This window comes from Nocardia sp. NPDC052566 (assembly GCF_044547285.1).
Taxonomy (GTDB): domain Bacteria; phylum Actinomycetota; class Actinomycetes; order Mycobacteriales; family Mycobacteriaceae; genus Nocardia.
On record NZ_JBIUAF010000002.1, the window covers coordinates 1123663 to 1150050 of the forward strand.

General features: G+C 68.8%; 22 protein-coding genes. 19 read left to right on the forward strand and 3 right to left on the reverse strand.

The genetic code is table 11. The features are described from left to right. Positions 1-6 precede the first annotated feature (6 nt). The 5 genes from ACIG5A_RS12125 (at position 7) to ACIG5A_RS12145 (ending at position 4853) form a co-directional block, all read left to right on the forward strand. Positions 7-852, forward strand: coding sequence for a helix-turn-helix transcriptional regulator (locus ACIG5A_RS12125; RefSeq protein ID WP_397240197.1), 846 nt, complete (start codon positions 7-9; stop codon positions 850-852). A 69-nt stretch (positions 853-921) separates the two neighbouring features. Next, the gene (locus tag ACIG5A_RS12130; RefSeq protein ID WP_397240198.1) at positions 922-1680 is read left to right on the forward strand and encodes a glucose 1-dehydrogenase; all 759 of its coding nucleotides are present in this window, start codon (positions 922-924) and stop codon (positions 1678-1680) included. Between the two features lie 107 nt (positions 1681-1787). Beyond that, positions 1788-2819: a heat-inducible transcriptional repressor HrcA gene (gene hrcA / locus ACIG5A_RS12135; RefSeq protein WP_397240199.1), complete on the forward strand. Its 1032-nt coding sequence runs from the start codon at positions 1788-1790 to the stop codon at positions 2817-2819. A 128-nt stretch (positions 2820-2947) separates the two neighbouring features. Next, positions 2948-4105, forward strand: a complete 1158-nt coding sequence (dnaJ, locus tag ACIG5A_RS12140) for a molecular chaperone DnaJ (protein ID WP_397240200.1) — start codon at positions 2948-2950, stop codon at positions 4103-4105. A gap of 4 nt (positions 4106-4109) precedes the next feature. Then, entirely contained in the window at positions 4110-4853 is a 744-nt protein-coding gene (locus ACIG5A_RS12145; protein ID WP_397240201.1) for a 16S rRNA (uracil(1498)-N(3))-methyltransferase, read from the forward strand. A 1-nt stretch (position 4854) separates the two neighbouring features. Here the strand turns inward: ACIG5A_RS12145 and ACIG5A_RS12150 are convergent, their stop codons facing one another. Together ACIG5A_RS12150 and ACIG5A_RS12155 are read right to left on the reverse strand one after the other, a co-directional pair. Next, complete coding sequence (locus ACIG5A_RS12150; protein ID WP_397240202.1) at positions 4855-5196, reverse strand: hypothetical protein; 342 nt, start codon at positions 5194-5196, stop codon at positions 4855-4857. 76 nt (positions 5197-5272) lie between these two features. Then, the gene (locus ACIG5A_RS12155; RefSeq protein ID WP_397240203.1) at positions 5273-6496 is read right to left on the reverse strand and encodes an MFS transporter; all 1224 of its coding nucleotides are present in this window, start codon (positions 6494-6496) and stop codon (positions 5273-5275) included. A 116-nt stretch (positions 6497-6612) separates the two neighbouring features. Between ACIG5A_RS12155 and ACIG5A_RS12160 the strand changes: the two genes are divergently transcribed. The 14 genes from ACIG5A_RS12160 to ACIG5A_RS12225 all read left to right on the forward strand — a co-directional run bounded on the left by ACIG5A_RS12160 (position 6613) and on the right by ACIG5A_RS12225 (position 24952). Further along, positions 6613-7515, forward strand: a complete 903-nt coding sequence (locus ACIG5A_RS12160; RefSeq protein WP_397240204.1) for a LysR family transcriptional regulator — start codon at positions 6613-6615, stop codon at positions 7513-7515. 236 nt (positions 7516-7751) lie between these two features. Then, the gene (locus ACIG5A_RS12165) at positions 7752-8810 is read left to right on the forward strand and encodes a PhoH family protein (RefSeq protein WP_397240608.1); all 1059 of its coding nucleotides are present in this window, start codon (positions 7752-7754) and stop codon (positions 8808-8810) included. Between the two features lie 31 nt (positions 8811-8841). Beyond that, on the forward strand, positions 8842-9390 hold the full coding sequence (gene ybeY / locus ACIG5A_RS12170; RefSeq protein WP_397240205.1) for an rRNA maturation RNase YbeY: 549 nt from the start codon (positions 8842-8844) through the stop codon (positions 9388-9390). Beyond that, a complete protein-coding gene (locus tag ACIG5A_RS12175; protein ID WP_397240206.1) occupies positions 9387-10751 on the forward strand; it encodes a hemolysin family protein in 1365 nt (454 codons plus the stop codon). The genes ybeY and ACIG5A_RS12175 overlap by 4 nt, the downstream gene beginning before the upstream one ends. Continuing rightward, positions 10744-11097, forward strand: a complete 354-nt coding sequence (locus ACIG5A_RS12180; protein WP_397240207.1) for a cytidine deaminase — start codon at positions 10744-10746, stop codon at positions 11095-11097. The genes ACIG5A_RS12175 and ACIG5A_RS12180 overlap by 8 nt, the downstream gene beginning before the upstream one ends. Further along, complete coding sequence (era, locus tag ACIG5A_RS12185; protein WP_397240208.1) at positions 11090-11989, forward strand: GTPase Era; 900 nt, start codon at positions 11090-11092, stop codon at positions 11987-11989. The genes ACIG5A_RS12180 and era overlap by 8 nt, the downstream gene beginning before the upstream one ends. A 181-nt stretch (positions 11990-12170) precedes the next feature. Continuing rightward, positions 12171-13652 carry a serine/threonine-protein kinase gene (locus ACIG5A_RS12190; protein WP_397240209.1) on the forward strand — a complete coding sequence of 494 codons (1482 nt, stop codon included), beginning with the start codon at positions 12171-12173 and terminating at the stop codon, positions 13650-13652. Between the two features lie 16 nt (positions 13653-13668). Next, positions 13669-14928, forward strand: coding sequence for a hypothetical protein (locus ACIG5A_RS12195; protein ID WP_397240210.1), 1260 nt, complete (start codon positions 13669-13671; stop codon positions 14926-14928). Continuing rightward, positions 14925-16448 carry a serine/threonine-protein kinase gene (locus ACIG5A_RS12200; protein ID WP_397240211.1) on the forward strand — a complete coding sequence of 508 codons (1524 nt, stop codon included), beginning with the start codon at positions 14925-14927 and terminating at the stop codon, positions 16446-16448. Before ACIG5A_RS12195 ends, ACIG5A_RS12200 begins: the two co-directional genes overlap by 4 nt. Positions 16449-16474: 26 nt before the next feature. Further along, a complete protein-coding gene (locus ACIG5A_RS12205) occupies positions 16475-17950 on the forward strand; it encodes a serine/threonine-protein kinase (RefSeq protein ID WP_397240212.1) in 1476 nt (491 codons plus the stop codon). Next, positions 17937-19196, forward strand: a complete 1260-nt coding sequence (locus ACIG5A_RS12210) for a hypothetical protein (RefSeq protein ID WP_397240213.1) — start codon at positions 17937-17939, stop codon at positions 19194-19196. Before ACIG5A_RS12205 ends, ACIG5A_RS12210 begins: the two co-directional genes overlap by 14 nt. Beyond that, on the forward strand, positions 19193-20431 hold the full coding sequence (locus ACIG5A_RS12215) for a hypothetical protein (protein WP_397240214.1): 1239 nt from the start codon (positions 19193-19195) through the stop codon (positions 20429-20431). The genes ACIG5A_RS12210 and ACIG5A_RS12215 overlap by 4 nt, the downstream gene beginning before the upstream one ends. A gap of 5 nt (positions 20432-20436) precedes the next feature. Further along, positions 20437-21978: a serine/threonine-protein kinase gene (locus ACIG5A_RS12220; RefSeq protein WP_397240215.1), complete on the forward strand. Its 1542-nt coding sequence runs from the start codon at positions 20437-20439 to the stop codon at positions 21976-21978. Positions 21979-22084: 106 nt separating this feature from the next. Continuing rightward, positions 22085-24952: an ABC transporter substrate-binding protein gene (locus tag ACIG5A_RS12225; protein WP_397240216.1), complete on the forward strand. Its 2868-nt coding sequence runs from the start codon at positions 22085-22087 to the stop codon at positions 24950-24952. Here ACIG5A_RS12225 and ACIG5A_RS12230 read toward each other — a convergent pair whose 3' ends face one another. Next, on the reverse strand, positions 24953-26362 hold the full coding sequence (locus ACIG5A_RS12230; protein WP_397240217.1) for an amidase: 1410 nt from the start codon (positions 26360-26362) through the stop codon (positions 24953-24955). Positions 26363-26388: the final 26 nt, after the last annotated feature.

The following is a 26388-nucleotide window of genomic DNA, read 5'->3' on the forward strand; positions in this document are numbered from 1 at the left end:
TGGCTCATGACCAGCGAATCCGCGCTGCGGCGCCGCGAACAGCTTCGTGACTTCCTGCGCACCCGGCGTGCGGGACTGGCACCCGGGGATGTCGGCCTGCCCGCGTCGACCAGGCGGCGCACGCCAGGGCTGCGGCGCGAAGAGGTCGCCGTGCTCGCCGGGGTCGGCGTCTCCTGGTACACCTGGCTCGAGCAGGGGCGCGACATCACGGTGTCGGTCGAGGTGCTCGATGCCGTCGCCCGCGCTCTGCTGCTGAACGACACGGAGCGGGCCTACCTGTATCTGCTTGCCGGACTGAACCCGCCACCCGTCGCCGCGCTGCCGCGCTCCGAGATCACTGCCGAGATCAGGCAGCTGATCGACGCGTGGGACCAACGGCCCGCGGTACTGCGCGACCGGTACTGGAATGTGCTGGCGTTCAACGACACCGCGCGCACGGTGTTCGGCTACGACGGCACCCCCAGCAACTGCCTGATCACCTACTTCACCAGTCCGCGCTATCGCGCCATGGCCGAGGTGTGGGAAGCGGCCGCCTCCGCCGTCGTCGCCGCTTATCGCGCCGACGCGGCGCACGCGCCCGCCGACCCCCAATTCCACCGGGTGGTACAGGATCTCGGCGCGACGAGCCCCGAATTCGCACGGCTGTGGGAACGGCACGAGGTCGGCGTCCCTGCCCAGGCCGTGAACGCGCTGCGCCATCCGGAGGCCGGTGAGCTGTTCTTCGACGCGACCACGCTGACGGTCGCCGACCACCCCGAATGGTCGCTGGTGCTGTACAACCCGAAGCCCGGCACCGAAACCGCCGTCCGGCTCGAGCGGCTCCAGCACATCCGCCTCGCCGCGCCCGCCTGAGGCTGGTGGTGCCACACCCCCCATAAGCGCGCACTGTATGTTTTCCGAGCCCGCCGAGAAGCTGAAGCCATGACGCAGAACAGATTCCACGGCAAGGTCGCGCTGATCACCGGAGGCACCAGCGGTATGGGGCTGGCCACCGCGCACCGGCTGGTCGCCGAGGGCGCACAGGTGGTGATCACCGGTCGTGACAAGACCCGGCTCGACGCCGCGGTCGCCGAACTCGGTGGCGGTGTACTCGGAATACCGGGCGACGCAGCGGATCTCGCCGATCTCGACACGCTCGCCGACGCCATCCGCCAGCGGTACGGGCGGCTCGATGTGGTGTTCGCCAACGCGGGCATCGGCTCGTTCCAGGCCATCGATGCGGTCACCGAGGCCGAATTCCACCGCGTGGTCGACAGCAACTTCACCTCGGTGTTCTTCACCATCCAGAAGATGCTGCCGCTGCTGGCCGACCAGGGGGCGATCGTGATCAACGCGTCGTTCGCGCTGCATCGCGGCCTGCCTGCCACGGCGCTGTACTCGGCGACCAAGGCGGCCGTGCACAACCTGACCCGAACCCTCGCAGCGGAATTGGCGCCCCGGCGGATCCGGGTCAACTCGGTGAGCCCCGGCTACACCGACACGCCCGCGTACCGCGCCGAGGCATCCCCCGAGGCCCAGGCCGCGGCCGCGTCGACCGTCCCGGCGGGCCGGGTGGGCACCTCCGGCGACGTGGCCGCCGCGGTCGCCTTCCTCGCTTCCGGCGAAGCGTCCTATGTCAACGGGCAGGACCTGGCCGTCGACGGCGGACTGACCTCAGCCATTCCGGCGGCGATGCTGTAGCCGCGACGCCGTGTGCGGGCGGGCGGTCGGCGCGGTGGCAACTAGACTGGACAGACGAACCGGGCCAGCACCGAGCGACCACGGGACGAAAGCGAGGAGGTGGGCCGATGTCGAGCACCGAGGATCGGCGCTTCGAGGTCCTGCGCGCGATCGTCGCGGATTACGTCGCGACCAAGGAGCCCATCGGCTCGAAAACCCTGGTGGAACGGCACAATCTCGGCGTATCCAGCGCGACCGTGCGCAACGATATGGCCGTGCTGGAGGCCGAGGGCTATATCACCCAGCCGCACACCAGCTCCGGGCGCATCCCGACCGACAAGGGCTACCGCCAGTTCGTCGACCGCATCTCCGAGGTGAAACCGCTCTCACCCGCGGAGCGCAGGGCGATCATGGAATTCCTGGAGTCCGGCGTCGATCTCGACGACGTGCTGCGCCGCGGCGTGCGGCTGCTCGCCCAGCTGACCCGCCAGGTCGCGGTCGTGCAGTACCCGACGGTGTCCGCGTCGACGGTGCGCCACCTCGAGGTGGTCGCGCTGAACCCGGCCCGGTTGCTGCTCGTGGTGATCACCGACACCGGCCGGGTCGATCAGCGCCTGGTCGATCTCGGCGCGGTCATCGATGACGACGATCTGGCCGCGCTGCGCGGCATGCTCGGCGGCGCCATGGACGGCAAGCGGCTCGCCGCGGCGTCGGCCGCCGTCGCCGAGCTACCCGAGCGGGCGCCGGTGCGGCTGAAGGATGTGCTGATCCGGGTCTCGACCGTGCTGGTCGAGACGCTGGTGGAGCATCCGGAGGAGCGCCTCGTGCTCGGCGGCACCGCCAATCTGACCCGCAACGCCGCCGATTTCGGCTTCCCCGGTTCGCTGCGCCAGGTGCTGGAAGCGCTGGAAGAACAGGTGATCGTGCTCAAGCTGCTCGCCGCCGCGCAGCAGCCGGGTACCGTGACGGTGCGCATCGGTGAGGAGACCCAGGTCGAGCAGATGCGGGGCACCTCGGTAGTGTCGACCGGCTACGGCGTGTCCGGTGCGGTGCTCGGCGGGATGGGTGTGCTCGGCCCGACCCGGATGGACTACCCAGGAACTATTGCCTCGGTCGCGGCCGTTGCGAGATATATCGGCGAGGTGCTCGCCGAACGTTGACGTCGGAAAGAGGCCATCGACGTCGCTGCTAGCCTTTAACCCCGGCCGGATAAAGTTGAGTGCATCCGACTAATGTTGTGCGGTCGGGGTGGTGCAGGCACTGGATGACCAAGGACTAGAGAACTCACGTGGCACGGGACTACTACGGACTGCTCGGCGTCGCCAAGAACGCGACCGACCAGGAGATCAAGCGCGCCTACCGCAAGCTGGCGCGTGAACTCCACCCGGATGTCAATCCGGATGAGTTGGCACAGGCGAAGTTCAAAGAGGTGTCGACCGCCTACGAGGTGCTGTCGGACCCGGAGAAGCGGCGCATCGTCGATCTCGGCGGCGACCCGCTGGAATCCGGCGGCGGCGGTGGTGGCGCCGGCTTCGGTGGCGCGGGCTTCGGCGGTCTCGGCGACGTGTTCGAGGCGTTCTTCGGCGGCATGAGCGGTGGCGGCGGGCAGCGCAAGCCGCGCGGCCGGGTGCAGCCCGGCGCCGATTCGCTGCTGCGGACCAGGCTCAGCCTGGCCGAATGCGCGGTCGGCGTGACCAAGCATCTGACCGTCGACACCGCCATCCTGTGCGATATCTGCGCGGGCGCGGGTACCAACGGCAACTCCAAGCCGGTGCGCTGCGAAACCTGTGGCGGCGCCGGTGAAGTCCAGTCGGTGCAGCGCTCGTTCCTCGGCCAGGTGCTGACCTCGCGTCCGTGCCCCACCTGCCGCGGTGCCGGTGAGACCATTCCCGATCCCTGCCACAAGTGCGGCGGCGACGGCCGGGTGCGTGCGCGCCGCGAGATCGCCGCGCCGATCCCTGCGGGTGTGGCCAACGGCATGCGGGTGCGCCTGGCCGCGCAGGGCGAGGTCGGCCCCGGCGGCGGGCACGCGGGCGATCTGTACGTGGAGATCGTCGAGCAGCCGCACGACGTGTTCGTCCGCGACGGCGACGATCTGCACTGCACCGTGCGCGTCCCGATGGTCGACGCGGCGCTCGGCACCACCGTCGTCATCGACACCATCCTGGACGGCCCGACCGAGCTCACCATCTCGCCGGGCACGCAGCCCGGCGAGGTATCGGTGCTGCGCGGTCACGGCATGCCGCGGCTGCGGTCCGGCGCGCGCGGCGATCTGCTCGCGCACCTGGACATCGTGGTGCCGACCAAACTCGACGGCAGGCAGACCGATCTGCTGCGCAAGTACAAGGGCATGCGCGAGCGCGACCGCGCCGAGGTGATGTCGACCCAGTCCGAGCACAACAGCGGCCTGTTCGCCCGGCTGCGCGCGTCGTTCAGCGGGCGCTGATCCGTTGGCCGCCACGGTCTTCTACCTCGACGACGTCCCCGAGGCGGGCAGTATCGCCGTGCTCGACGGCCCGGAGGGGCGCCACGCCGCGACGGTGCGCCGCATCCGGGTCGGCGAGCCGATCACGCTGTCCGACGGGCACGGCGTCGTCGCCGAATCGGAGGTCGTCGCGGCGCAGAAGGACCGGCTGGAGCTGACGGTGCTGAACCGGGCGGTGGCGCCACCGGTTTCGCCGCGCGTCACCGTCGTCCAGGCGCTGCCGAAGTCCGATCGGTCCGAGCTCGCGATCGAGCTGATGACCGAGGCGGGCGTGGACACGATCGTCCCGTGGCAGGCCGCCCGCTGCGTGGCCAACTGGGAAGGCAAGGCGGCCAAGGGGATCGAGAAGTGGCGCGCCGCGGCCAAACAGGCCGCGCGGCAATCGCGGCGCCCCTACATCCCGGTCGTCACGGACCTGCACCGCACGCGCACCGTGGTCGACCTGATCGCGGACGCCAAGGCCGATGGCGCGGTCGTCGCGGCACTGCACGAATCCGGCGCGGGCCGCTTCGTCGACCTGCCCTTCGCCGCGGCGCAGGAGATCATCCTGATCGTCGGCCCCGAAGGGGGACTGGACGATTCGGAGCTGTCCGCCTTCACCGAGGCGGGCGCCGACACCGTCCTGCTCGGCCCGACCGTCCTGCGCACCTCCACCGCCGCGGCCGTAGCCCTCGGCGCCCTCGGTGCCCTCACCGCCCGCTGGCGCTGAACTACCCTGCCGACGGCCCTGAGCCGTTCGGCGACCGGCCGCCCGCCGCTTGCGGTTGTTCGAACAGTGCGAAGGCCGCCTGCCCGGAATCGTCCTGACCGACGTCGAGGACCTTGTCGTCGAGGAATTCGGCGGCCTGCGCCGCCAGGAATACGCGCGCACCCTCGTCGGTGAAGAACACCTGGTCGCCGGAGGCGGGCGCGGTGGCGACGGCGAGTTCGAGTGCCTTGTCGCCCTCGGGCCCGTCGGCGGTGAAGATGCGCACGCCACCTTCCTCTAGCGCGCCGGAGGCGGCGGTGAGTTCGCGGACGGCTTCGGCTGCCGCTCGGGTCAATGCCAGCATGGGCCTGGTTCCTTTCTGGTTCGGTCAGTGCACAGGTCGCGGACTACCCGCGCTATCACCGCCCAAACCCGTGAGGTCAGACCGGAGCAGGCGAGAGCGACCCGGCGGGCGCGTCGCGGCGCACGCCGACGGCCAGCGCGGTGACGAGCGCCGTGGCGACGACGAGCAGGATTCCCACATACCCGGCCAGCGCCGCCCATCCGTGCCAGGCGTAGGCGATGCCCGCCGCGCCGCCGAAGATCGCGCTGCCCGCGTAGAAGGCGAACAGGTACAGCGAGGAGCCGGTGCCGCGGTTGGGCGCGATGGCGCCGATCCAGCTGCCCGCCACCGTGTGCGCGCCGAAAAAGCCCGCGGTGCACAGTAATTGGCCTAGCACGACGGTCGGCAGGAGGTCCGGCAGGCTGACGAGCAGCCCGAGCGCCATGGTGGCGACCGCCGCGGCGAGCACCCTGATGTGGCCGAGCCGGTCGGCCAGCCTGCCCGCCGTCGGCGAGGCCACGGTGCCCGCCAGATACAGCACGAACACCAGACCCGCGGTGGCCGAGGACAATCCGAACGGGCTGTGGATCAGGCGGTAGCCGAGGAAGTTGTACAGCGAGACGAAGCCGCCGACCAGGACGAAGGCGAGGCCGAACAGGGCGAGCAGCCTGCGGTGGCTCAGGTGGACGGCGAGTTCGCCACGCACCGAACGGATTCCGGCGGGCTGGGCGACGAATCGGCGCGAGGGCGGCAGCGTCCGCACGAACCAGATGGTGCACAGCGCCGCCGCGACCGCGACCGCGGCCTGCGCCCAGCGCCACGACACCGCGTCGAGGAGGAAGGCGGGCAGCAGCCGCCCCGCCAGCCCGCCGATCGAGTTGCCCGCGACGTAGATGCCCATCGCGGTGCCGAGCCCGGCCGCGCCGACCTCCTCGGCAAGGTAGGCCATCGACACCGCGGGAATGCCCGCCAGCGCCACACCCTGTACCGCGCGGCCCGCGAGCAGCACGTCCAAGGACGGGCTGAACGGCAGCAGCAGCCCGATCACCGCGGTGAGGATCGCCGATACCGTCATCACCCTGGTCCGGCCGATCCGGCCGGACAGCACCCCGATCGGCACGATGGTCAGCGCCAGGAACCCGGTGGTCAGCGAGACCGCGAGCGCCGCGCGTGCCGGTGTCGCGCCGAACGCCGCGGACAGGCTCGGCAGCAGCGCCTGCGCGCTGTACATGGACGCGAAGGTGGTCAGCCCGGCGGCGAACAGCGCTGTGGTGATGCGCTTTTCGTGAGCAGTGCGCCCTGGTGCGTCGATACTGCTCAACGTTTTCCTCCTGGCCTGATGGTGGGACGAATTCAGCCTCGGACACCGGCGCTTAGAAGTGAAATGCATAATGATCGACAAGTTGATGCGTCGAACGCATATAGCGAGGAGATCGGGTGCGCGGATCGGAGCTGGAGTGGTTCACGACACTCGCCGAATTGGAGCGGGTGAGCGCGGCCGCCGAACAACTGCATATCGCCCAGCCGACGTTGTCGCGGATGCTCGGCAGGCTGGAGCGCGACCTCGGCGTCGAATTGTTCGACCGGCGCGGAAAACGCATCGCGCTCAACGACTTCGGGCGGATCTACTACGAGCACGCCCGCCGCGCCATGGCCGAATTGAATGCGGCGGAACAGGCCATCGCCGATCGTGCGAATCCCGCCAAAGGTGTTGTGCGTCTTTCTTTTCTGCATTCCTTCGGTGGTGTGCTCGTCCCGCAGCTGATCAGTGGATTCCGGCGCGGTTCCGGTCGCGTCGCGTTCACGTTGCGGCAGGGCGCCGCCGAGGTGCTCACCAAACAGGTGCTCGACGGTGTCGCGGATCTGGCCATCGTCTCGCCGCGCCCGGTGGCCAAGGACATCGGCTGGCGGCCGTTGCTGCGGCAGTCGCTGGTGCTCGCGGTGCCGCTCGACCATCGGCTGGCCGGTGCGCGGCAGGTGTGCCTCGCCGATCTGGCCGACGCCGAATTCGTGACCATGCATCAGGGTTTCGGCATGCGCCGGATACTCGACGAGCTGGCCGCGGCGGCGGGATTCCGGCCGCGCATCGCCTTCGAATCCAGTGATACCGACACCGTCGCCGGGCTGGTCGCCGCCGGGCTCGGGGTCGCGGTGCTGCCGCTGGAGGATGCGATGCCGCCCAGCCTGGCGATTGTCGCGCTGACCGACGCGGGCGCGTCGCGCGAGGTCGGCTTGATCTGGTCGGCGACGGCGACGCCCTCGGACGCGGTGCGCCGATTCCGCGACTTCACCGAGCAGTGGGCGCGCAGGCGCAGCGACGAACGCGCGCTGCGCCGGTGAATCGCCCGCGGCGCCGCCGAATCATCGGAATCGCCGCTGTACTGGGAGATTGGGTGTAATGCCCGCGGGGAACTCCACCATTGCGCTGCCGAACAGTAGCCGCTTATTCACTGGGCGGTGTCGGTGGTCCGCGTTAAACTTTCATCAAACAAGCAGCTGTCGAGACCGGAAGCAGGCCATAGCCACTTTTGAGAACACAAGGCGAGATCGGCGACCCGACCACATCCGCGGCAGGTATCGGTGCTGACAACGGTTCGGGCCCCGCAGCGCGAACCGTGCGTTCCAGTATCGAACTCGCTCCCGAATCCGTGTTCCCGTTCCTCGGTTCGGCAGACCAGAATCTGCGTGAGCTCGAGCAGTTGTTGGACGCGGACATTCATGTCCGCGGCAACTCGGTCACCCTCACCGGCAAGGCGGCCGACGTCGCGCTGGCCGAGCGGGTGATCGAACAGCTCGTCGCGCTGACCGGTCGCAATCGAGTGGTGACCCCGGAGGCGGTGCGCCACACCGTATCGATGCTCACCGAGGGCTCCTCGGAGTCGCCGGCGGAGGTGCTGAGCCTGGACATCCTGTCCCGGCGCGGCAAGACCATCCGGCCCAAGACGCTGAACCAGAAGCGCTACGTCGACGCGATCGACGCGAACACCATCGTGTTCGGCATCGGTCCGGCCGGTACCGGCAAGACGTATCTGGCGATGGCCAAGGCCGTGCAGGCATTGCAGACCAAGCAGGTCAACCGGATCATCCTGACCCGCCCCGCGGTGGAGGCGGGCGAGCGGCTCGGCTTCCTGCCCGGCACGCTCAACGAGAAGATCGATCCGTACCTACGCCCGCTCTACGACGCGCTGCACGACATGATGGACCCGGAGGCGATCCCGAAGCTGATGGCCGCCGGCGTCATCGAGGTGGCGCCGCTGGCCTACATGCGCGGCCGCACGCTCAACGACTCGTTCATCATCCTGGACGAGGCGCAGAACACGACCGCCGAGCAGATGAAGATGTTCCTCACCCGCCTCGGTTTCGGCTCGAAGATCGTGGTGACCGGTGACGTCACCCAGGTCGACCTGCCGAACGGCGCGCGGTCGGGCCTGCGGGCGGCCACCGAGATCCTCACCGAGATCGATGACATCCATTTCGCCTACCTGACCAGCAGCGACGTGGTCCGGCATCGGCTGGTCTCCGATATCGTGGACGCCTACGACCGGTTCGAAGCCGATACCCGCCCGCAGGTCGGCCCGCACTATCCGGGTAACCGGGCACAGCGGCGCGCGGCGAACCGGGGCGACCGGCGGTAATTTCCCTGCCGGTGCCCACTACGATGTTCGGGTGAGTATCGAGATCGCCAACGAATCGGGTATCGACGTACCCGAAGAGGACCTGGTCAGTGTCGCGCGCTTCGTGATCGCCCGGATGGACGTGCACCCCGCCGCCGAGCTGTCCATGGTGCTCGTCGATCTCGACACCATGGCCGACCTGCACATGCGCTGGATGGACCTACCCGGCCCGACCGACGTCATGTCCTTCCCGATGGACGAGCTGGAGCCGGGCGGCCGCCCGGACAGCCCGGAGCCGGGCCCGTCCATGCTCGGCGACATCGTGCTGTGTCCCGAATTCGCCGCGGCCCAGGCGCGCAAGGCAGGCCATTCCCTCGACCACGAGCTCGCGCTGCTGACCGTGCACGGCGTGCTCCACCTGCTCGGCTACGACCACGCCGAGCCGGAGGAGGAGAAGGAGATGTTCGCGCTGCAGGCCAGGCTGCTCGAGGAGTGGTACGAGAGCCTGCGCGAGGAACAGCGGCGGGCCGAGCTCGCCGAACGCGATGCCAGGCTGCTCGGCAAGGCCGGCTTCACCACGCCTGGTGATTCGCCCGCGTGAATGAAGTGACGCTGATCGTGCTCGCGATCCTGCTCGTCCCGGTGGGCGGGGTCTTCGCGGCCATCGACTCGGCGCTCAACACCGTCTCGCCCGCGCGGGTCGACGATCTGGTGCGCGTGGACCGGCCAGGTGCGGTGCGGTTGAGCCGCGTCATCGCCGACCGGCCCCGCTACGTGAATCTCATGGTGCTGCTGCGCATTCTGTGCGAGATCACCGCGACCGTGCTGCTGGCCGCCGCGCTGATCACCATGCTGGAAGACGAGTGGGCGCTGCTGATCACCGCCATCGTGATGGTGCTCGTCGACTATGTGGTGATCGGCGTCGGCCCGCGCACCCTCGGCCGTCAGCACGCCTATTCGATCGCACTCGGCGCCGCGCTGCCGCTGCAGTTCATCGGCAGGCTGCTCGGCCCGGTGAGCAGGCTGCTCATCCTGATCGGTAACGCGATCACCCCCGGTAAGGGATTTCGCAACGGCCCCTTCGCTTCCGAGATCGAGCTGCGCGAGGTGGTCGACATGGCCCGCGAGCGCGGCGTGGTGGCCGACGACGAGCGCAGGATGATCCAGTCGGTCTTCGAACTCGGCGACACCGCGGCGCGCGCGGTGATGGTGCCGCGCACCGAAATGGTCTGGATCGAAGCGGACAAGACTGCCGCGCAGGCGATGTCGCTCGCCGTGCGCAGTGGGCACTCGCGTATTCCGGTGGTTGGTGAGAACGTCGACGACATCCTCGGCGTCGTCTATCTGAAAGACCTTGTCCCGTACGCGGATCGGCACAAGAAGGTGAAGGTGCGCGAGGTGATGCGCGCGGCCGTCTTCATGCCCGACTCCAAACCGCTCGACGATCTGCTCGACGAGATGCAGCGCAGGCGCAATCACATGGCGCTGCTCGTCGACGAATACGGCGGCATCGCGGGCCTGGTGACCATCGAGGACGTGCTGGAGGAGATCGTCGGCGAGATCGCCGACGAGTACGACACCGACGAGACGCCGCCCGTGCAGGATCTGGGCGACGGCCGCTACCGGGTCTCGGCCAGGCTGCCGGTGGAGGATCTCGGCGAGCTGTACGGCCTGGAGATCGAGGAGGAGGACGTCGACACCGTCGGCGGCCTGCTCGCGCACGAACTCGGCCGCGTGCCGCTGCCCGGCTCCAAGGTCACCGTGCACGGGCTGGTGCTGCGCGGTGAGGGCGGCGCGGACGCGCGCGGGCGGATGCGGGTGCACACCGTGGTGGTGCGCCGTGCCTCGGACAAGTTCGCCGACGCCGAGCAACCCGAGGACGACAGCGCGAAGGGCAACGGCCGCAAGTCACTTGGCGGCAAGCGCAAAGGCAATGCAACGGACGGAGAGACCGATGACTGAATTGGATGCCGAGGACAGCAAACTCGTGGTCCTGGCCCGCGGTGCGATGGGGCGCACCGGCGGTGCGAGCGGCGCCGCGATCCGCGACACCGACGGCAGGACCTACGCCGCGGGCGAGGTGAGCCTGGCGGCGCTGCGGCTGACCGCCCTGCAGGCCGCGGTGGCCGCCGCGATCTCCAGCGGCGCGGAAGGTTTCGAGGCGGCCGTAGTTGTCGGTGGCCGGTTCTCCGACTCGGGTGTCTCGGCGGTGCGTGAGGTGTCGGCCGAGACGCGGATCGTGTTCACCGACCGCGACGGCGGTGCGGTATTCGATATCGTCGACGACGCGGAGGTGCACGGTGGCTGAATTCCGTTCCGGTTTCGTCTGTTTCGTCGGCAGGCCGAATACCGGCAAGTCGACGCTGACCAACGCGCTGGTCGGGGCGAAGATCGCGATCACCTCCTCGCGCCCGCAGACCACCCGCCACACCATCCGCGGCATCGTGCACCGCGAGCACACCCAGCTCATACTGGTCGACACCCCCGGCCTGCACCGGCCGCGCACCCTGCTCGGCCAGCGTCTGAACGACCTTGTGCGCGATACGTATTCCGAGGTCGACGTGATCGCGATCTGCATACCGGCCGACGAGAAGATCGGGCCCGGCGACAAGTGGATCGTCTCGCAGATCAAGCAGATGGCGCCGAAGACCACCGTGCTCGGCGTGGTCACCAAGATCGATAAGGTGAGCCGCGATCAGGTGGCCCACCAGCTCATGGCCGTCTCCGAACTGCTCGGCCCGGACGCCGACGTGGTTCCGGTGTCCGCGGTGAAGGGTGAGCAGGTCGAGGTGCTCGTGGATGTCATCGCCTCGAAAATGCCGGAGGGCCCGGCCTTCTACCCCGACGGTGAGCTCACCGACGAGCCCGAGGAAACCCTCATGGCCGAGCTCATCCGCGAAGCCGCGCTGGAGGGCGTGCGCGACGAGCTGCCACATTCGCTGGCCGTCGTCATCGAGGAGGTGCTGCCGCGCGAAGAGAACGAAGACATGCTCGACGTGCACGCACTGCTCTACGTCGAACGCCCCAGCCAGAAAGCCATCATCATCGGCAAGGGCGGCGCCCGCCTCAAGGAGGTGGGCACCAACGCGCGCAAGCAGATCGAGCACATCCTCGGCGTCCGCATCTATCTGCACCTGCACGTCAAGGTCGCCAAGGACTGGCAGCGCGACCCGAAACAGCTGGGCAAACTGGGCTTCTGATTCGGTTTGCGCCGATCTGATCCGATTGGTGCCGAATAAACAACGCGAACATTCGGGGTGGCACCGGTGCTGACGCTTGCTATAGTTCGCGCTGTAGACGGCTGCCCGCCAAACGTTTGGTCGGCTGGGGTCGGGGTGTTGGTGTGGGTTTCCGTCTCGGTGGAGTTCGGGAGGAAACTCAGTGAGTGTCGTCGAAGGCATGGTCTTCGCCGGGTATCGGATCGAGCGACGACTTGGTTCCGGCGGCATGGGCTCGGTCTATCTGGCCGAGCATCCGCGATTGCCGCGTAAGGACGCGCTGAAGATCCTGTCCGAGGCGCACGCCTCCGATGGCGAATTCCGGGCTCGATTCCTGCGCGAAGCCGAAATCGCCGCGCGCCTGCATCATCCGAATCTGGTCGCGGTGCGGGACCGGGGCGAGGAAGACGGCAGGCTCTGGATCGCGATGCAGTACGTGAACGGCATCGATGTCGCCGAACTGATCCGGCGCGGCCCTGCCGTTCTCGATACCGCGCGGGCGGTGTGGATCGTCGGTGAGGCGGCGCGCGGTATCGACGCGATCCACCGTGCCGGGCTGCTGCACCGAGATGTGAAGCCCGCCAACATCCTCCTCTCCGAACATCCGGGTGGGCCGGATCGGGTGCTCGTCACCGATTTCGGCATCGCCCGTCCCGCGGACGATTCCACGACCATCGGCGACGCCGGTGGGATCACCGCGACCTTGGCCTATGCCGCGCCGGAGCAGATCCGTGGTGGCCCGCTGGATCAGCGTGCCGACGTCTACTCGTTGGGCTGCACGCTGTTCCAGATGCTCACCGGCTCGGTGCCGTTCCCCCGGGGTAACGCCGCGTCGATCATGTACGCGCACCTCAACGATCCGCCGCCCCGGCCTTCGTCGCTGAATCCCGGATTACCGCCCGGCTTCGACACGGTCATCGCGACAGCCCTGGACAAGCAGTCGCAGCGGCGCTATCCGAGTTGTGGCGCGCTGGCCGCGGCCGCTCAGGCGGCATTGGCCGCCGCGCCGCCCGTTGCCGCGGCAACGCCGCCCCGGCCGACAGCATCTCGGCGCGCCGGTCTGGTCCTCGGTACCGCTGCGCTGGCGGCCGTGCTCGCGCTGGCCGCCATCGTGGCGCTGGCGTGGTCCGATCGCGAGCACTCGGCGCGGCCACGCACCACGACCTCGGTACGGCCGCCGGATGCGCTGTCCAGCGACTGGGGTGCCTATGCGTATGCGGTTCAGCCGTTCTCCGCGTTGCTGCCGTATCACCCGTTCGGTTTCGGCTACCAGGACTTGGCTGTCTGCCGCGCGGAGAACGAACAGAAGGATTCGCTGTCGTTCGACGATCCGGTCCCGGTGGCCAAGCTGAAGTGCAACGGCGACCAGGATCCGATCGCGTTGCTGGATCTGGACTGCAATGCGGATCGTTCCGCGATGACACCGACGCCGATCGATCGGGTCGAGGGAGATGAGCGGTGGACCCGCCCTTCGGGTTCGGGATATCTGCGGTGGAGCAATTACACGACCGTCGGCCAGGAAACCTGGGGTCGGCTCGAGGTGTACTTCGATCAGCCGAACCGCAACTTCTGCAAATTGACGCTGCGGGGTGGCGCGAACGGTGCCGAGTTGCGTACCAGGTGGTGGCCCGATGCGCCACTGTGACAAGGAGGTTCGCACGGTGCTGCTCCGCTCGGTCATCGCGCTCGCGGTCGTCGCCACCGTGCTCGCGTTCACCTCTGGCTGTGCGCGCCAGGGCAATCCGCTACCGGCCACGGTCGATCTCGCTTCGCTCGATCTCGGCCCGTACTCCATCGAGCCGCTGGCCGAGCCGCGTAACAGCAGCGAAAAGTACGGGCGGATACTGGAATCGGCGCGGATGGCGGAGGTGATGGTCGACCCGGCCGAGGCGGATCCCGCGCTGACGCGTTGGCTCGGCGGGTCACCGGTGCCGACGCCGTCCAAGACCGCGGGAATGTTGGCCGAACCGGTCCAGGCCGTGCTCGCACGGCACGGAATGATCGCCGGATTCCGGGTCGGTGGAAGGGATTACGACGGTCCCGGCTATCCACCGGTCGGGACCATTCGCTTGTTGACCGCCCTGCTGCTGCGTTTTCCCGATGCCGACTCGGCGCGGCAGGCGGCCCAGGAGATCGATTCCGTCGACGCCGCGGTGAGTTCGGCCAATGTACCCGTCGAGATTCCGGGGTATCCGGCCGCGCGCGGTCATTGGCGGCCGACGGTGCCGACGCTGGCGGCGACGCTCGCGCACGAATCCTTCGTGATCACCGTGCTCATCGGGCATACCTCCCCGGACCTCGGCGTGCTGACGGGGGTGGCCGCCAAAGCGTTCGGCGCCCAGATGACGCGCTTGCGTGACTTCCGGCCGACACCCCGTGACCAGCTCGCCGCCCTGCCCCTCGATCAGGAGGGGATGCTGCGGCGAGTTCTGCCCGCGCGGCCGGGGGTGTGGCCGTATCCGGTGGTGTACGCGCTGACCATCGCGAAGAACGCCGGATGGGACTACACCACCTTCACCAACGGTTTTGTGTATGGCCCGCGAGCGCTCTACCTGCTGGGCGGCAGGGCGGAGGGAAGCCGGTCGCTGGATCAGTCGCGGGAGTTGGCCGGTGAGCTGTCGGTCGGGAGCGGGACCGGCAATCTGCGCAGGTTCGCGACCCCGGCGATCGCCCGCAAGAAGTTCGCGCTCGACGTGGCGGCTCCGACGGCGGAGGAAGGAAAGCGGGTGGTTGAGGCGCCGAAAAAGGTGCCGGAAGCATGGTGCACGGAATCGCTGACACTGGCCGCGGGTAGCCCGAGGTTCGGTTGCTTGCTCCTGTACGGCCGCTATATGGCGCTGGTGCGCGGCATCAGCTTGAAGGACACGCACCAGCAGGCGGCGGCACAGTACGGCCTGCTGGTGAATGCCGAGACCCGATGAACGACGCACTACTTCCCGGAACGGTTTTCGCGGGATATCCGATCGTGCGCATGCTCGGTCGCGGCGGTATGGGCACGGTCTATCTCGCACGCCACCCGCGGCTGCCGCGCCGGGACGCGCTCAAGGTGATGTCGGCCGAGCAAACCGCCGATCCCGCGTTCCGCGCCCGCTTCATCCGGGAGGCCGATCTCGCGGCGCGGCTCGATCATCCGAACATCGTCGCGGTGTACGACCGCGGGGTGGAGTACGGACGGCTATGGATCGCCATGCAATTCGTGGACGGTACCGATGCCGCCGAGCTGATTCGCCGATCGCCGGGCGGGGTGCCGTCCGAGCGTGCGGTGCACATCGTGCGCGGCGTGGCGCGCGGTTTGGACGAGGCGCATCGGGCCGGGATGCTGCACCGCGACGTCAAACCCGCGAACATCCTGATCGAACCGCAGCGCGACGAGCCGGAGCGAATCTACGTGACCGACTTCGGAATCGCGCGGACCACGGACGAATCCACTGTGCTCACCGAGACGGGTGCGGTACTCGCGACGCTGGCGTACGCGGCGCCGGAGCAATTGACCGGACGTGCCGTCGACCACCGGGCCGATATCTACGCGCTCGGCTGCACCCTCTACGAGTTGTTGACGGGGGCGAAGCCGTTCCACCGTGCCAGCGCGGCGGCTGTGCTCCAGGCCCAGATCAACGATCCGCCGCCGCGCGCATCGGCGGCGAATCCTCAACTCCCACCACAGATCGATCACGTGCTCACCCGTGCGCTGGCGAAGAACCCGGATCATCGCCAGCGCTCCTGCGGCGAGCTCGCCGCCGCGGCGGCGACGGCGCTCGGGCACGACCGGCACGCGTTCGGCGTCCACCCGGCAGCGCCGCGCAGGCGAGCCCGGGTAGTGGTCGGTGTGGCCGCACTGACGGCCGTCGTCGTCCTCGGCATCGTGAGCATCCTTGTGCTGAACCGTAATTCGGATCGTCGACCATCGACGTCGGTGACATCGGCAGTCGCGGCGCCCGGTACGCCGAGCACGACGGTCACCTCGCCGACAATCACCAGCGGTCAGCCGTCCTGGGGTAGCTACCTCGCGACGACCCGGCTGTTTCCCGGACTCATACCGGCGACTCCGACGGCGCGCGGCTACCAGGACATCGAATGCGACGTGGCCGACAAGGACTGGCGCCGGGTCGATGTGAACGCGCCGGTGGATCCCCAAGTGATCCGGTTGAGCTGCCGCGGCCGCAGCGATCCGGTGGCACAGCTGAAGATGCAATGCAACGTCAGTCGCGGTAGTCGCCCGCTGCTTCCGTTCGCCGATATGACGGTCGAGGGAGATCAGCGCTGGGAGCGGATTTCCGGCACCGGGAAGCTGATCTGGGGGCATCTGACCGGCGGCGACAAGCAGGGCGTCGCGCTGATCGGTTTCGACGACGGCTCGCGCAGTCACTGTCAGATCGTGGTCATCGGTGGCAGCTCAGGGCAGGAACTCTACGACCGCTGGTGGCGTGACGCGCCGCTGTAGCCGGCGGGGATCGGAAGGAAATCTCAATGGATGGCGTCGAAGGCTCGGTCTTCGCCGGGTATCGGATCGAGCGCAGACTCGGGGTCGGTGGCGTCGGGGCGGTGTTCCTGGTGCAGCATCCGCGGCTGCCGCGTAAGGATGCGCTCAAGATCCTGTCGGATACCCATCAGGGGGACGAGGAGTTCCGGGCCCGGTTTCTGCGCGAGGCGGAAGTGGCCGCGCGGCTGCAGCATCCGAATCTCGTCGCGGTCTGGGATCGGGGGGAGTACCAGGGCAGGCTCTGGATCGCCATGCAGTACATCGACGGTGGTGATGTGGCCGAGCTGCTACGCGGCGGCCCGCTCGGGGTATCTCGCGCGGTGCACATTCTCACCGAGGCCGCGCGCGGACTCGACGAGATCCACCGTGCCGGGCTGCTGCACCGCGATGTGAAACCGGCGAACATTCTCGTCGCGGGGCAGCCGGGACAGCCGGATCGGGTGCTGCTCACCGACTTCGGCATCGCGCGCGACGCGGACGATGCCACGACGCTCGGTGGGCCTGGCGTGGTCACCGCGACGCTGGCGTATGCCGCGCCGGAGCAGATCGGTGGCGAGGCGGTCGATCGGCGCACCGATGTCTATGCGCTCGGCGGCACGCTGTATCACCTGCTCACCGGTTCGGTGCCGTTCCCGAGGGAGAGCGCGGGATCGGTGATGTACGCGCATCTGCATGAGCCGCCGCCCGCGCCGTCCCGGGTGAATCCCGGCGTGCCGAGGGGATTCGACGCGGTGATCGCGACGGCGATGGCCAAGGATCCTGCGCAGCGTTATCCGAGCGGTGCGGCGCTGGCCGCGGCCGCGCACGCGGCGATGGCTGCCTCGGATTTCGTTGGTACCGAGGTGATTTCGGTGCGGCCCAGCGGACGGCGGCGGCGCGGGCTGCTCGTGGGCGGTGCGTTGCTCGCGGTCCTGCTCGTTGCCGCTGTCACGGTCGCGCTGATCGCCGGGAGCGGCCGGGACACACCGGCGGCGACGACGGCACAGCCCAAACCGCCCGCGGTCAACACCGGCGCTTGGGGCGCGTATGCCTATATCGCCCAGACGTTTCCGAAGCTGTTACCGCCGGTGCCCTTCAGCATCGGCTATCAGGACCTCACCGGTTGCGCACCCGACGATCGCGGCAAGGACCAGTCCTACGACACGTCCGCACCGGTCAGCAAGCTGTTCTGCGTCGGCAATCTGGATCCGGCGCAAACGGTGCTCATCGCCTGCAATGTGAACCGCTCACCCATCGTGCCCGAACGGCCGCCGCGCACGGTGGAGGGCGAGCAGCGCTGGAGCGGTCCGTCCGGCAGCGGACGCCTCAACTGGGGGAGCGACACCGGTGTCGACGGTAAACCTGCCGGTGTGCTCGAGGTCTATTTCGACGATCCGGGCAAGAACTTCTGTCGTATCCGAGTCGACGGCCCCGGGTCCGGGGTCGACCTGCGTGACATGTGGTGGATGAATGCGCCGTTGTGACAAGACCGTTGCCGCCCTCGCCGTCGCGGTGACGGCGCTGCTGACAGGCTGTGTGGCACAGGGGCGTCCGGTGCCGGAGCGACCGGATCTGGCCGCACTCGATGTCGGCGCGTACAGCGCAGAGCCGCTCGCGGAGCCGCGGGACGAGACCGAGTCCGACCGGGACAGGTACGGCAGGGTGCTGGAGTCGGCCAGGATGGGGGAGGCGATCGTCGACCCCGTCGACGTCGACCCCGCGCTGACCCATCCGATCAACGGGACCGGCGGTACCCCGCTGCCGACGCCGGCGAAGGTCACCGGATTCCTCGCGAATCCGGTGCGTAACACCCTCGAGGTCAACCGGATGCTCGCGGGATTCGCGGTCGGATTCGCCGACCGGGAATCCGGGCCGCGCGGGCCCGAGGTCGGCACGTCCCGCGTGCTGACGGTGTTCCTGCTGCGCTTTCCCGATGCCGAATCGGCGCAGCGGGCCGCGCGCGATATCGATGCCGTCGACACCGCCGTCAATCCGGCCAACGTGGCCGTCGCCGTGCCCGAATATCCTGCGGCACACGCGCATTGGCGGCCGAACGTGCCGACGCTCGCGGCCACGATCGCACACGAATCGTTCGTCGTCAGCGTGCTGGCGGGCCACACCTCGGCCGATTCGGCGATCCTGACCGGTATGGCGCGCAAGGCTTTCGACCTTCAGCTGGCGCGCCTGCGCGAATTCGTGGCCACCCCACGCGATCGGCTCGCCGCGCTGCCTCTCGACCCCGAAGGGATGGTCAGGCGGATGGCTCCGGAGGCGCCTGGGCGCTGGCCCTTTCCTGCGGTGGCTTTCATCGATAAGCAATTGGATGCGGGCTGGTCGGGTTTCGTGATCACGACGGGTGTGGTCTACGGACGCCGGGCCGCGGCGCTGGTGGTCGACCGCAGGCGGGACACGCCCTACGAGGCGTTCGCGTTCAACGGATTCAACGCGCTCGCACGGTACGCGGACGCGGGCATCGCGCGCCAGGCGTTCACCCGCGCACGGCAGACGGATGCGAAGACAACGGCGCTTCGGCCGGTCCAAGCGCCTTCGGTACCCGACGTCTACTGCATGGATGCTTTCGACACACCGCAGCCCGCGCTGGCCAGGTATTCCTGCCGCATCCTGTACGGGCGTTATGTCGCAACGATTTTCGGCCGCGATTCGCAGGACGTCCGGCAGCGGGCCGCGGTGCAGTACGGTCTGCTGGTACGAAACGAGCAGGAAATATGATCACCAGACCTCGCGCGTTCACCGCACTGCTCGCCGCGGCACTGACCGTGCTGACAGGTTGTGTGCTGCAAGGTAATCCGATACCGGCCAAGCCCGAGCTGTCGAAGCTCGACTTCGGCGCGTACCACGTCGACCCGCTCGTCGCGCCCACCAACAACAGCGAAGAGTACGGGCGGATACTGGAGTCCGTCCGGATGGGGGAGGCGATCATCAATCCCCGCGCCGCCGACCCCGCGCTGACCTTTCAGCTCGGCGGTGCGCGTGCGGTACCACTGCCCACCGCCGACAAGGTGGGGTTCCTGGCCGTATCGGTGCGCGCGGCCCTCGAAAAGCACGGGATGCTGGCCGGATTCGCCTCCGGCGGCGCCGACCAGGACATCGTGCGCACGTTGGCGGTGGGCAAGGCGCGCCTGCTGACGATCATGCTGCTGCGCTTTCCCGATGCCGAGGCGGCGCGTAACGCGGCGGCCGACATCGATGCCATCGATGCCGCGGTGAGTCAGGACAACGTACCGGTCACCATCGCGGAACACCCTGGCGCACGCGCTCATTGGCGTCCGGCGGTGCCGACGCTCGCCGCGACGCTCGCCCACGATTCGTTCGTGATCAGCCTGCTCGTCGGGCACCCGGCACCGGAGCTGCCCGCGCTGAGCGGGCTGGCGCAGCAGGCATTCGGCGCCCAAGTGGCCGCACTGCGCGATTTCACGCCGACGCCGCCGGGCAAACTGGCCGTGCTGCCGCTCGACCGCGACGGCATGCTGGCCAGGATGGTGCCGAAAGCTCCAGGGCAGTGGCCGTATCCGCGAGTGTGGGTGAACGGCGACGATAAGAACGCGGGCTGGCGCAACGTCATCGTGGCGATCGGCGTCGTATACGGCCCGCGCGCAGCGCAATTGCTCGGCGCGGGGACCGAGCTGAAGGACGATCCCAAAGGAATTCTCATGGCGCGCAGCAATGACGACTTCCTGCTCCGGCATCCCGACGTCGGCGTGGGGCGCAGGCAGTTCACCGACACCGCCGACGAACAGACCTTGCCCGGTCAGCGGGCCGCCGCCGTCCCCGCGGGCGTCCCCGATATCCGCTGCACGGAATCGCTTTCGGCGTCCAAGGGCGAGCTGCGATTCGGCTGTCACCTGTTGTACGGTCGCTACGAGGCCATCCTGTACGGGACCGACCTGAAGGAGACGCAGCAGCGGAGCTCGGCGCAGCTCGCGCTGCTGGTGAAGAGCGAGTAGGTCGAATGATGGACAGCCTGAACCCGGGGACCGTGTTCGCCGGGTATCTGATCGAGGGCGTCCTCGGCACCGGCGGCATGGGCACGGTCTACGCGGCGCGGCACCCGCGGCTGCCCCGACGGGATGCGCTGAAAGTGCTGCCCGCCAACCGGGGAGCGGACGCCGAGTTCCGCGCGAGGTTCATCAGGGAGGCCGAACTCGCCGCGCGGCTCGACCATCCGAACATCATCGCGGTGTACGACCGCGGCGTCACCGGCGACAGGCTCTGGATCGCCATGCAGTTCGTCGACGGCGCCGACGCCGCCGAACTGGTGCGCCGCTCGGGCGGCGGGCTGCCGCCGTATCGCGCCGTGCACATCGTCGGCGAGGCGGCTCGCGGTCTCGACGAGGCCCACCGGGCCGGGATGCTGCATCGCGACGTCAAACCGGCCAACCTGCTGCTGCGGTCCCGCGACGGTGAGCCGGACCGGGTCTGGGTGACGGATTTCGGGATAGCCAGGGCGGCGGGCGAAGCCACGGCGCTGACCGAGGTGGGGTCGGTCATGGGCACCCTCGCCTACGCGGCACCCGAGCAGCTCATGGCCGGTGTCGTCGACCACCGCGCCGATATCTACGCGCTCGGGTGCACCCTCTACGAATTGCTGACCGGCAGGAAACCCTATGTGCGCGCGACGGTCGCGGCGGTGATGCAGGCGCATCTGAGCGACCCGCCGCCGCGGGTGACGGCCGTCCATCCGGGTTTTCCTCCGGCCATCGACGAGGTGATCGCGCGGGCGCTGGCGAAGGATCCCGGCCGTCGCTATCCCTCGTGCGGTGCGCTCGCGTCGGCCGCGGCCGACGCGTTCGGTCTCGCCCCGGCGATACCGCAGCCGATCGAGGTGTCGCGGCCGCATCCGCTCGACAGCGCGCCGCCGCGCACGCGGGGGCGCCGGCTCGCCGTCGCCGTGGGTGCGCTGGCCGCGGTGGCGGCGGTCGCCGTCGCGAGTGCGGTTGTGCTGTCCGCGAATTCGAGTGACGGCCCGACCGCGGCGCCGACGGCCGCGCCGACCACCAAGACGAGTGGTCCCTCGGCCACCCCGGCCGACCCGGTGAACTGGGGCAACCACACCTTCGTGGCCAAGGTGTTTCCCGGTCTGCTGCCCGCCTCTCCCGGCGCGAGCGGTTATCAGGGCATGCGCTGCATCGCGATGGACCGCGACCGCAAGCAGGTCGATCTGAACGTGCCCCTGCAAGGGGTCGGTCACCTCAACTGCAATGGGAATCGTGCTCCCGCGGAGGTGGTTTCGGTGTTCTGCAATGTCAATCGGACGCCGACCAGGATCAGCCCGTTTCCGGATGTCCGTGTGGTCGGCGACCAACCGTGGGAGCGGCTGTCCGGCACCGGGCGGATAATCTGGGCCGACACCACGAATCCGGCCGGACAGCCGGCCGGCGTGCTCGAGGTGGCCTTCGACGATGTCGAGCGCAACTTCTGCTCGATCGCCATCTACGGCGGCAGCTCCGGACAGGACCTCTACGACCGCTGGTGGCGCGAGGCGCCGGTGTAGCCGCGTTCGCCTCTGGGCAAACTGGGCACCCGAGGGATATCCCAAGCGGTACAGTCCCGTTGAAGCACTAGTGTTTCACCGCTATTGATTCGAGGGGGCCATCGCGATGCCGCAATCGCAGACCGATGTGGGCAAGCTGTTCGAACTGCTCCGGACGCTGGTGGTACCCGACGAGCGTCCACGAGTGCTGCCGACCCTGCTCCGTCGCCTGCGCCCGCTGCCGCGCCCGATGACCTGCCTCGTGGTGACCGACCTCGCACAACCGTCGCCCCTGCCGGAGGTGCACGCCTGGCTCGGCACCGGCCGTGGCCGGGCCGCGCCGCGCGCACTGATCAACGTGGCCACGCTGGACCCGGACGCGATCGGGATCAGGACCAGGCCGTTCGCGGACTACCTGCTCGGCGGGGAGGAGGCGCCTGAGCACTGCCTGCCGATCCTCGAGAAGCTCAGCACGGCCCTGTCCTCGGACGACACCGCGATGGGGCCGATCCGGTTTCCGCGCTATCGCACGGCGGATTGGATCACCCGCCAGCATGTGATGGAAACCCAGTCCGATATCGCGGCCGCCGAACTGCGCAGGCGACTGCCCCGGCTGTTGCGGCGCGCGTCCTACGGCGAGCACGTCGGCTCGATGGGCGGGTTCCTCGGCGATACCGTCACCAAACTGCTGATCGCGGTGCTCTCGCTGTGGCCGGTGCTGCGGCTGTGGCTGTGGGTCGGCGGCGTGGTACCCGGGTTGTCCAGGGAGACACGGTGGTTCATGCACCAGCGGTATCTGGCGCCGGAGCTGTCGGACAGTTTCCTCGGCTTCGCGACCCGGCTCACCGATCCGCATCGGGAGCGGGAGAATTCCGAGCAGGTGGCCAAGCTGCTCGTGCACGCCTTCCTCGCCGATCTGCGCGACGCGTACCGGCGGCGGATCTGGAAACCGTCGAGCTGGCGGCGCACGGCCTATCCTGTGGCGCTGCTCGACAATGTCGAGGCCGATGGCCCCGGCGCCAACCTGCTGCGCTGGATCAACGAAATACGCAACGAGACAGGTGTTTTCGATCCGCTGGTGGTGTTCGCCCGGCTGAACTACCCGCCGTACGGCGAGCAGCAGCACGAGCTCGACACGCTGGTGGCGCACACCGAGCGGCCGCCGCTGCACGAACCGCACGGCGAACCGGAGCGCCCGGCGAACCCGGATCCACTGCTGCAGTGGCAGTACGACATCACCGATATGCGCCGCAATCGGTGGGCGTATGCCTGGCTGCTACTGATGCGACTACCCGGCGACGCACGGCTGTCCGCGCGCGACCGCGCCTATCTGGCCCACCCGCCCGCGCCGCCGCTGGCCGCGCGGCGCTGGTTCGTCGCGCTCGCGGTGCTGGTGCCGGTGCTCGCCCTGGTGGCGACCGCGCTGGTGTACATCCCGCCGCTGCGCGGCGAATCCTGTTCGCAGTGGCCGTGGGCCCATGGCATCGCGGTCGAGAAGATGGGCCGCGAATGCGTCGGCTACAGCGACAACGGCGACCTGGTGTTCTCCAGCGACGACGGCCTCATCGCGATGCAGCGAGAAGTGTTCGAGCAGAACAAGACCGCGAAACGCATCAAGGCGGAGAATCCGCGCAGGCAGCTGATCTCGCTGGTGTATTTCGCCGGGCTCACCTATATGGACAACACCCGGTATCCGCGCGGTGTGGTGGAGGAACTCGCGGGGTTGGCGGTGCGCCAGCGCAAGCACAATTCGATGCAGGAGCAGTCGGAACCGTTGCTGCGCATCATCGTCGCCAACGGCGGCTCCAATATGCAGTACGCGTCCGCGGTGGTGACGCGCCAGCTGAGCGGGCTGCTCCGGGCGGAACCCGGAATCCTGGGGGTCATCGGCCTGGACCGGAGCACCGAGAAAACCAAGGAGGCCATTGGCAAACTCGGTGTGCTCGGCGTGCCCGTCGTCTCGACTGTGCTGTCCGTCGCCGAGTTCGCCGAGGCGTCGCCGATGTATCTGTCGGCGACGCCGAGCAACAACGTGCAGGCGAGGCTGGTCGCGGATTACATTCAGGGCGCGCGTTTTCCGGAGAATACCGCGGAGGCCGGGCAGCCGCGCTACAACCGGGTGGTGGTCTACTACCCGACCATTCCCGACGACATCTACGTCAACACCTTGATCAGGGACGTGACGAGAGAGTTCGGCGAGCGGCAGATCCCGATGAGCACCTTCACCTGGGCCACGCAGGACATCCTGCGCAACGCGCCGAGGCCCTGCCGGACAAGCGGTTTCGATCGTCGTACACTGCTGTTCTTCGCAGGCCGCAGCGATGATTTCGGCGCGTTCGCCAAGGCTGTCACCGACGGCTGCAACACCGACGATCTGCCCTCTATCCTCGGCGGCGACACGGTCACCAGGTTGATCGCTGATCCGAATACCATCAATGCGCTGCCGCCGAGCCTGACCGTGCGTTATGTGGCCAAAGGCGCGCGGGTGATCCTCGGCGGCCGTCGCTGCGTGGACGGTGAGGCACAGGTCGGCTCCGAGTCCGACACAGTCGATTTCGAGAAGTTGTGCAACGGATTGCACGGGCTGGTGGAGAGCCTGGCCGCGGACCCCGCGGCGAAGAATCTTTACCATCCGAACTGGCCGGGTGATCGCACCGGTCTGGCCTACGACGTGGCGGGCGTTTTCGAACAGGCAGTGGCACAGGCGGCGATTCTGCGCCCGGGGGATGTGGGTGGCACCATGGATCGAACCGCAGTCGCGCTGACCATGCGCCGGGACTATCCCGGAGTGACCGGGCTGCTGCGGTTTTCGGGGCGTCAGGTCGCCGAGGACACCGGCATCGGCATCCTGGTCAGCGTCGGTGTCAAACAGGTGGACCAGCCACAGCGCTGCCTGCTGATGTCGCCGCGCGACGAGATCAGGGCGGGCCGCGGGCCGGACGGGTGCCCGGCGGGCGCCAAGAGCTTCACCGAGGACTGGGTGCCGCGGCCATGATCACCACCATGGCTCGGGCCGGTGCCGGTCCCAGCGCAGTTCCGATTCTAGTTGCGCGGCAACCGAAATCAGCAGCGGTTCGGCATCGGCCTGGCCCATCAGCTGGGCGCCGACCGGCAGCCCGCGCGCGGTGAAGCCGGCCGGGACGTTCACGCTCGGCCAGCCGAGCACGTTCCACGGCCACGCGTAGGGGCAGGCGGCGGTGATGAGGTTGTTCGTCGCGTTGACGCCGATGCCGTCGATCTCCTCTGCGCGCGGCGGCGGGGTCGCGGTGGTCGGCGCGAGTACCAGATCGAAGTCGTCGAAGAAGGTGCCGACGCGCCGGTGCAGCAGTGGTTCGGCCTGACGCGCCGCGAAAAGCGCGGGCCCGTCCAATATCCGGCCGAAGCGGACGTTGGCCAGGGTGCGCCCGTCCATCTCGGCGCCCGGCATCCGATCGCGCCATGCCCTGATCCCAGCCATCGATCGCGGCAGGAAGGACATGCCCATCAGCAGCCCGTAGTGCAGATCGGCGACGGTCACCGCGTGCCCGAGCCTGCGCAGCGTGGTCGCGATTCGCTGGACCGCGGTCGCCACCTCGGGATGGAGCCGAGTCCTGGTGGCGGTGAACGGGATACGCAGCGAGAGCGCGATGCGCAGGCGGCCCGGATCGCGGCCGATCGCCTCGGTGGCCGAGATCGGCGCCGGGGTGTGTTTGTCGCCGGGGTGCGGGCCCGCCGCGGTGTCGAGTAGCAGCGCGGCGTCGGCGACGGTGCGGGCGAGCGGGCCGTTCACGGTGAGGCCGTAGAAGGATTCGGATTCCGGCCAGGTGGAGATGCGGCCGCGCTGCGGTTTGATGCCGACCAGATTGGTCCACGAGGACGGGATGCGCACCGAGCCCGCGCCGTCGGAACCCAGTGCGGCGGGCACCAATCCGGCCGCGACGGCCGCGGCCGAGCCGCCGGAGGAACCGCCGGGGGTGTGCGCGCGATGCCATGGATTGCGGGTGTGCCCGAAGGCCGCGCCGCTGGTGAACGGCCACTGGCCGAGTTCGCAGGTGTTGGTTTTGCCGACGATCACCGCGCCCGCCGCGCGCAGCCGCCGGACCGCTTCGGCGTCTTCGGTTTTCGCGGCGAAGGCGCCGCCGCAGCCGAAAGCCGTAGGCTCGCCTGCGATATCGGTGTCGTCCTTGACCGCGATCGGCACGCCGAGCAGGGGCAGCCGCTCGCCTGCGGCCAGGCGCCGATCCGCTGCGGCGGCCTCGGTGAGCGCGTGCTCGCGGCGCACCACGCGGAAGGCGTTGAGCGTCGGCTGGCTGGCCTCGATCCGGTCGAGCGCGGCGCCGACGGCATCGGCCGAGCTGACCGCGCCCCGCGCGATCGCGGCCGCCAGATCGGCGAGGCCGAGTTCGGCCGCCTTGGATATCGGCATGTGAGCTCCGTCTCTCGCTGTGTGCT

Coding starts and splice junctions, on each gene's coding strand:
- ACIG5A_RS12125 (WP_397240197.1), top strand. CDS start 7: ATGACCAGCGAATCCGCGCTGCGGCGCCGCGAACAGCTTCGTGACTTC.
- ACIG5A_RS12130 (WP_397240198.1), top strand. CDS start 922: ATGACGCAGAACAGATTCCACGGCAAGGTCGCGCTGATCACCGGAGGC.
- hrcA (WP_397240199.1), top strand. CDS start 1,788: ATGTCGAGCACCGAGGATCGGCGCTTCGAGGTCCTGCGCGCGATCGTC.
- ACIG5A_RS12150 (WP_397240202.1), bottom strand. CDS start 5,196: ATGCTGGCATTGACCCGAGCGGCAGCCGAAGCCGTCCGCGAACTCACC.
- ACIG5A_RS12180 (WP_397240207.1), top strand. CDS start 10,744: ATGACTGAATTGGATGCCGAGGACAGCAAACTCGTGGTCCTGGCCCGC.
- ACIG5A_RS12200 (WP_397240211.1), top strand. CDS start 14,925: ATGAACGACGCACTACTTCCCGGAACGGTTTTCGCGGGATATCCGATC.
- ACIG5A_RS12205 (WP_397240212.1), top strand. CDS start 16,475: ATGGATGGCGTCGAAGGCTCGGTCTTCGCCGGGTATCGGATCGAGCGC.
- ACIG5A_RS12210 (WP_397240213.1), top strand. CDS start 17,937: ATGCGCCGTTGTGACAAGACCGTTGCCGCCCTCGCCGTCGCGGTGACG.
- ACIG5A_RS12215 (WP_397240214.1), top strand. CDS start 19,193: ATGATCACCAGACCTCGCGCGTTCACCGCACTGCTCGCCGCGGCACTG.
- ACIG5A_RS12220 (WP_397240215.1), top strand. CDS start 20,437: ATGATGGACAGCCTGAACCCGGGGACCGTGTTCGCCGGGTATCTGATC.
- ACIG5A_RS12225 (WP_397240216.1), top strand. CDS start 22,085: ATGCCGCAATCGCAGACCGATGTGGGCAAGCTGTTCGAACTGCTCCGG.
- ACIG5A_RS12230 (WP_397240217.1), bottom strand. CDS start 26,362: ATGCCGATATCCAAGGCGGCCGAACTCGGCCTCGCCGATCTGGCGGCC.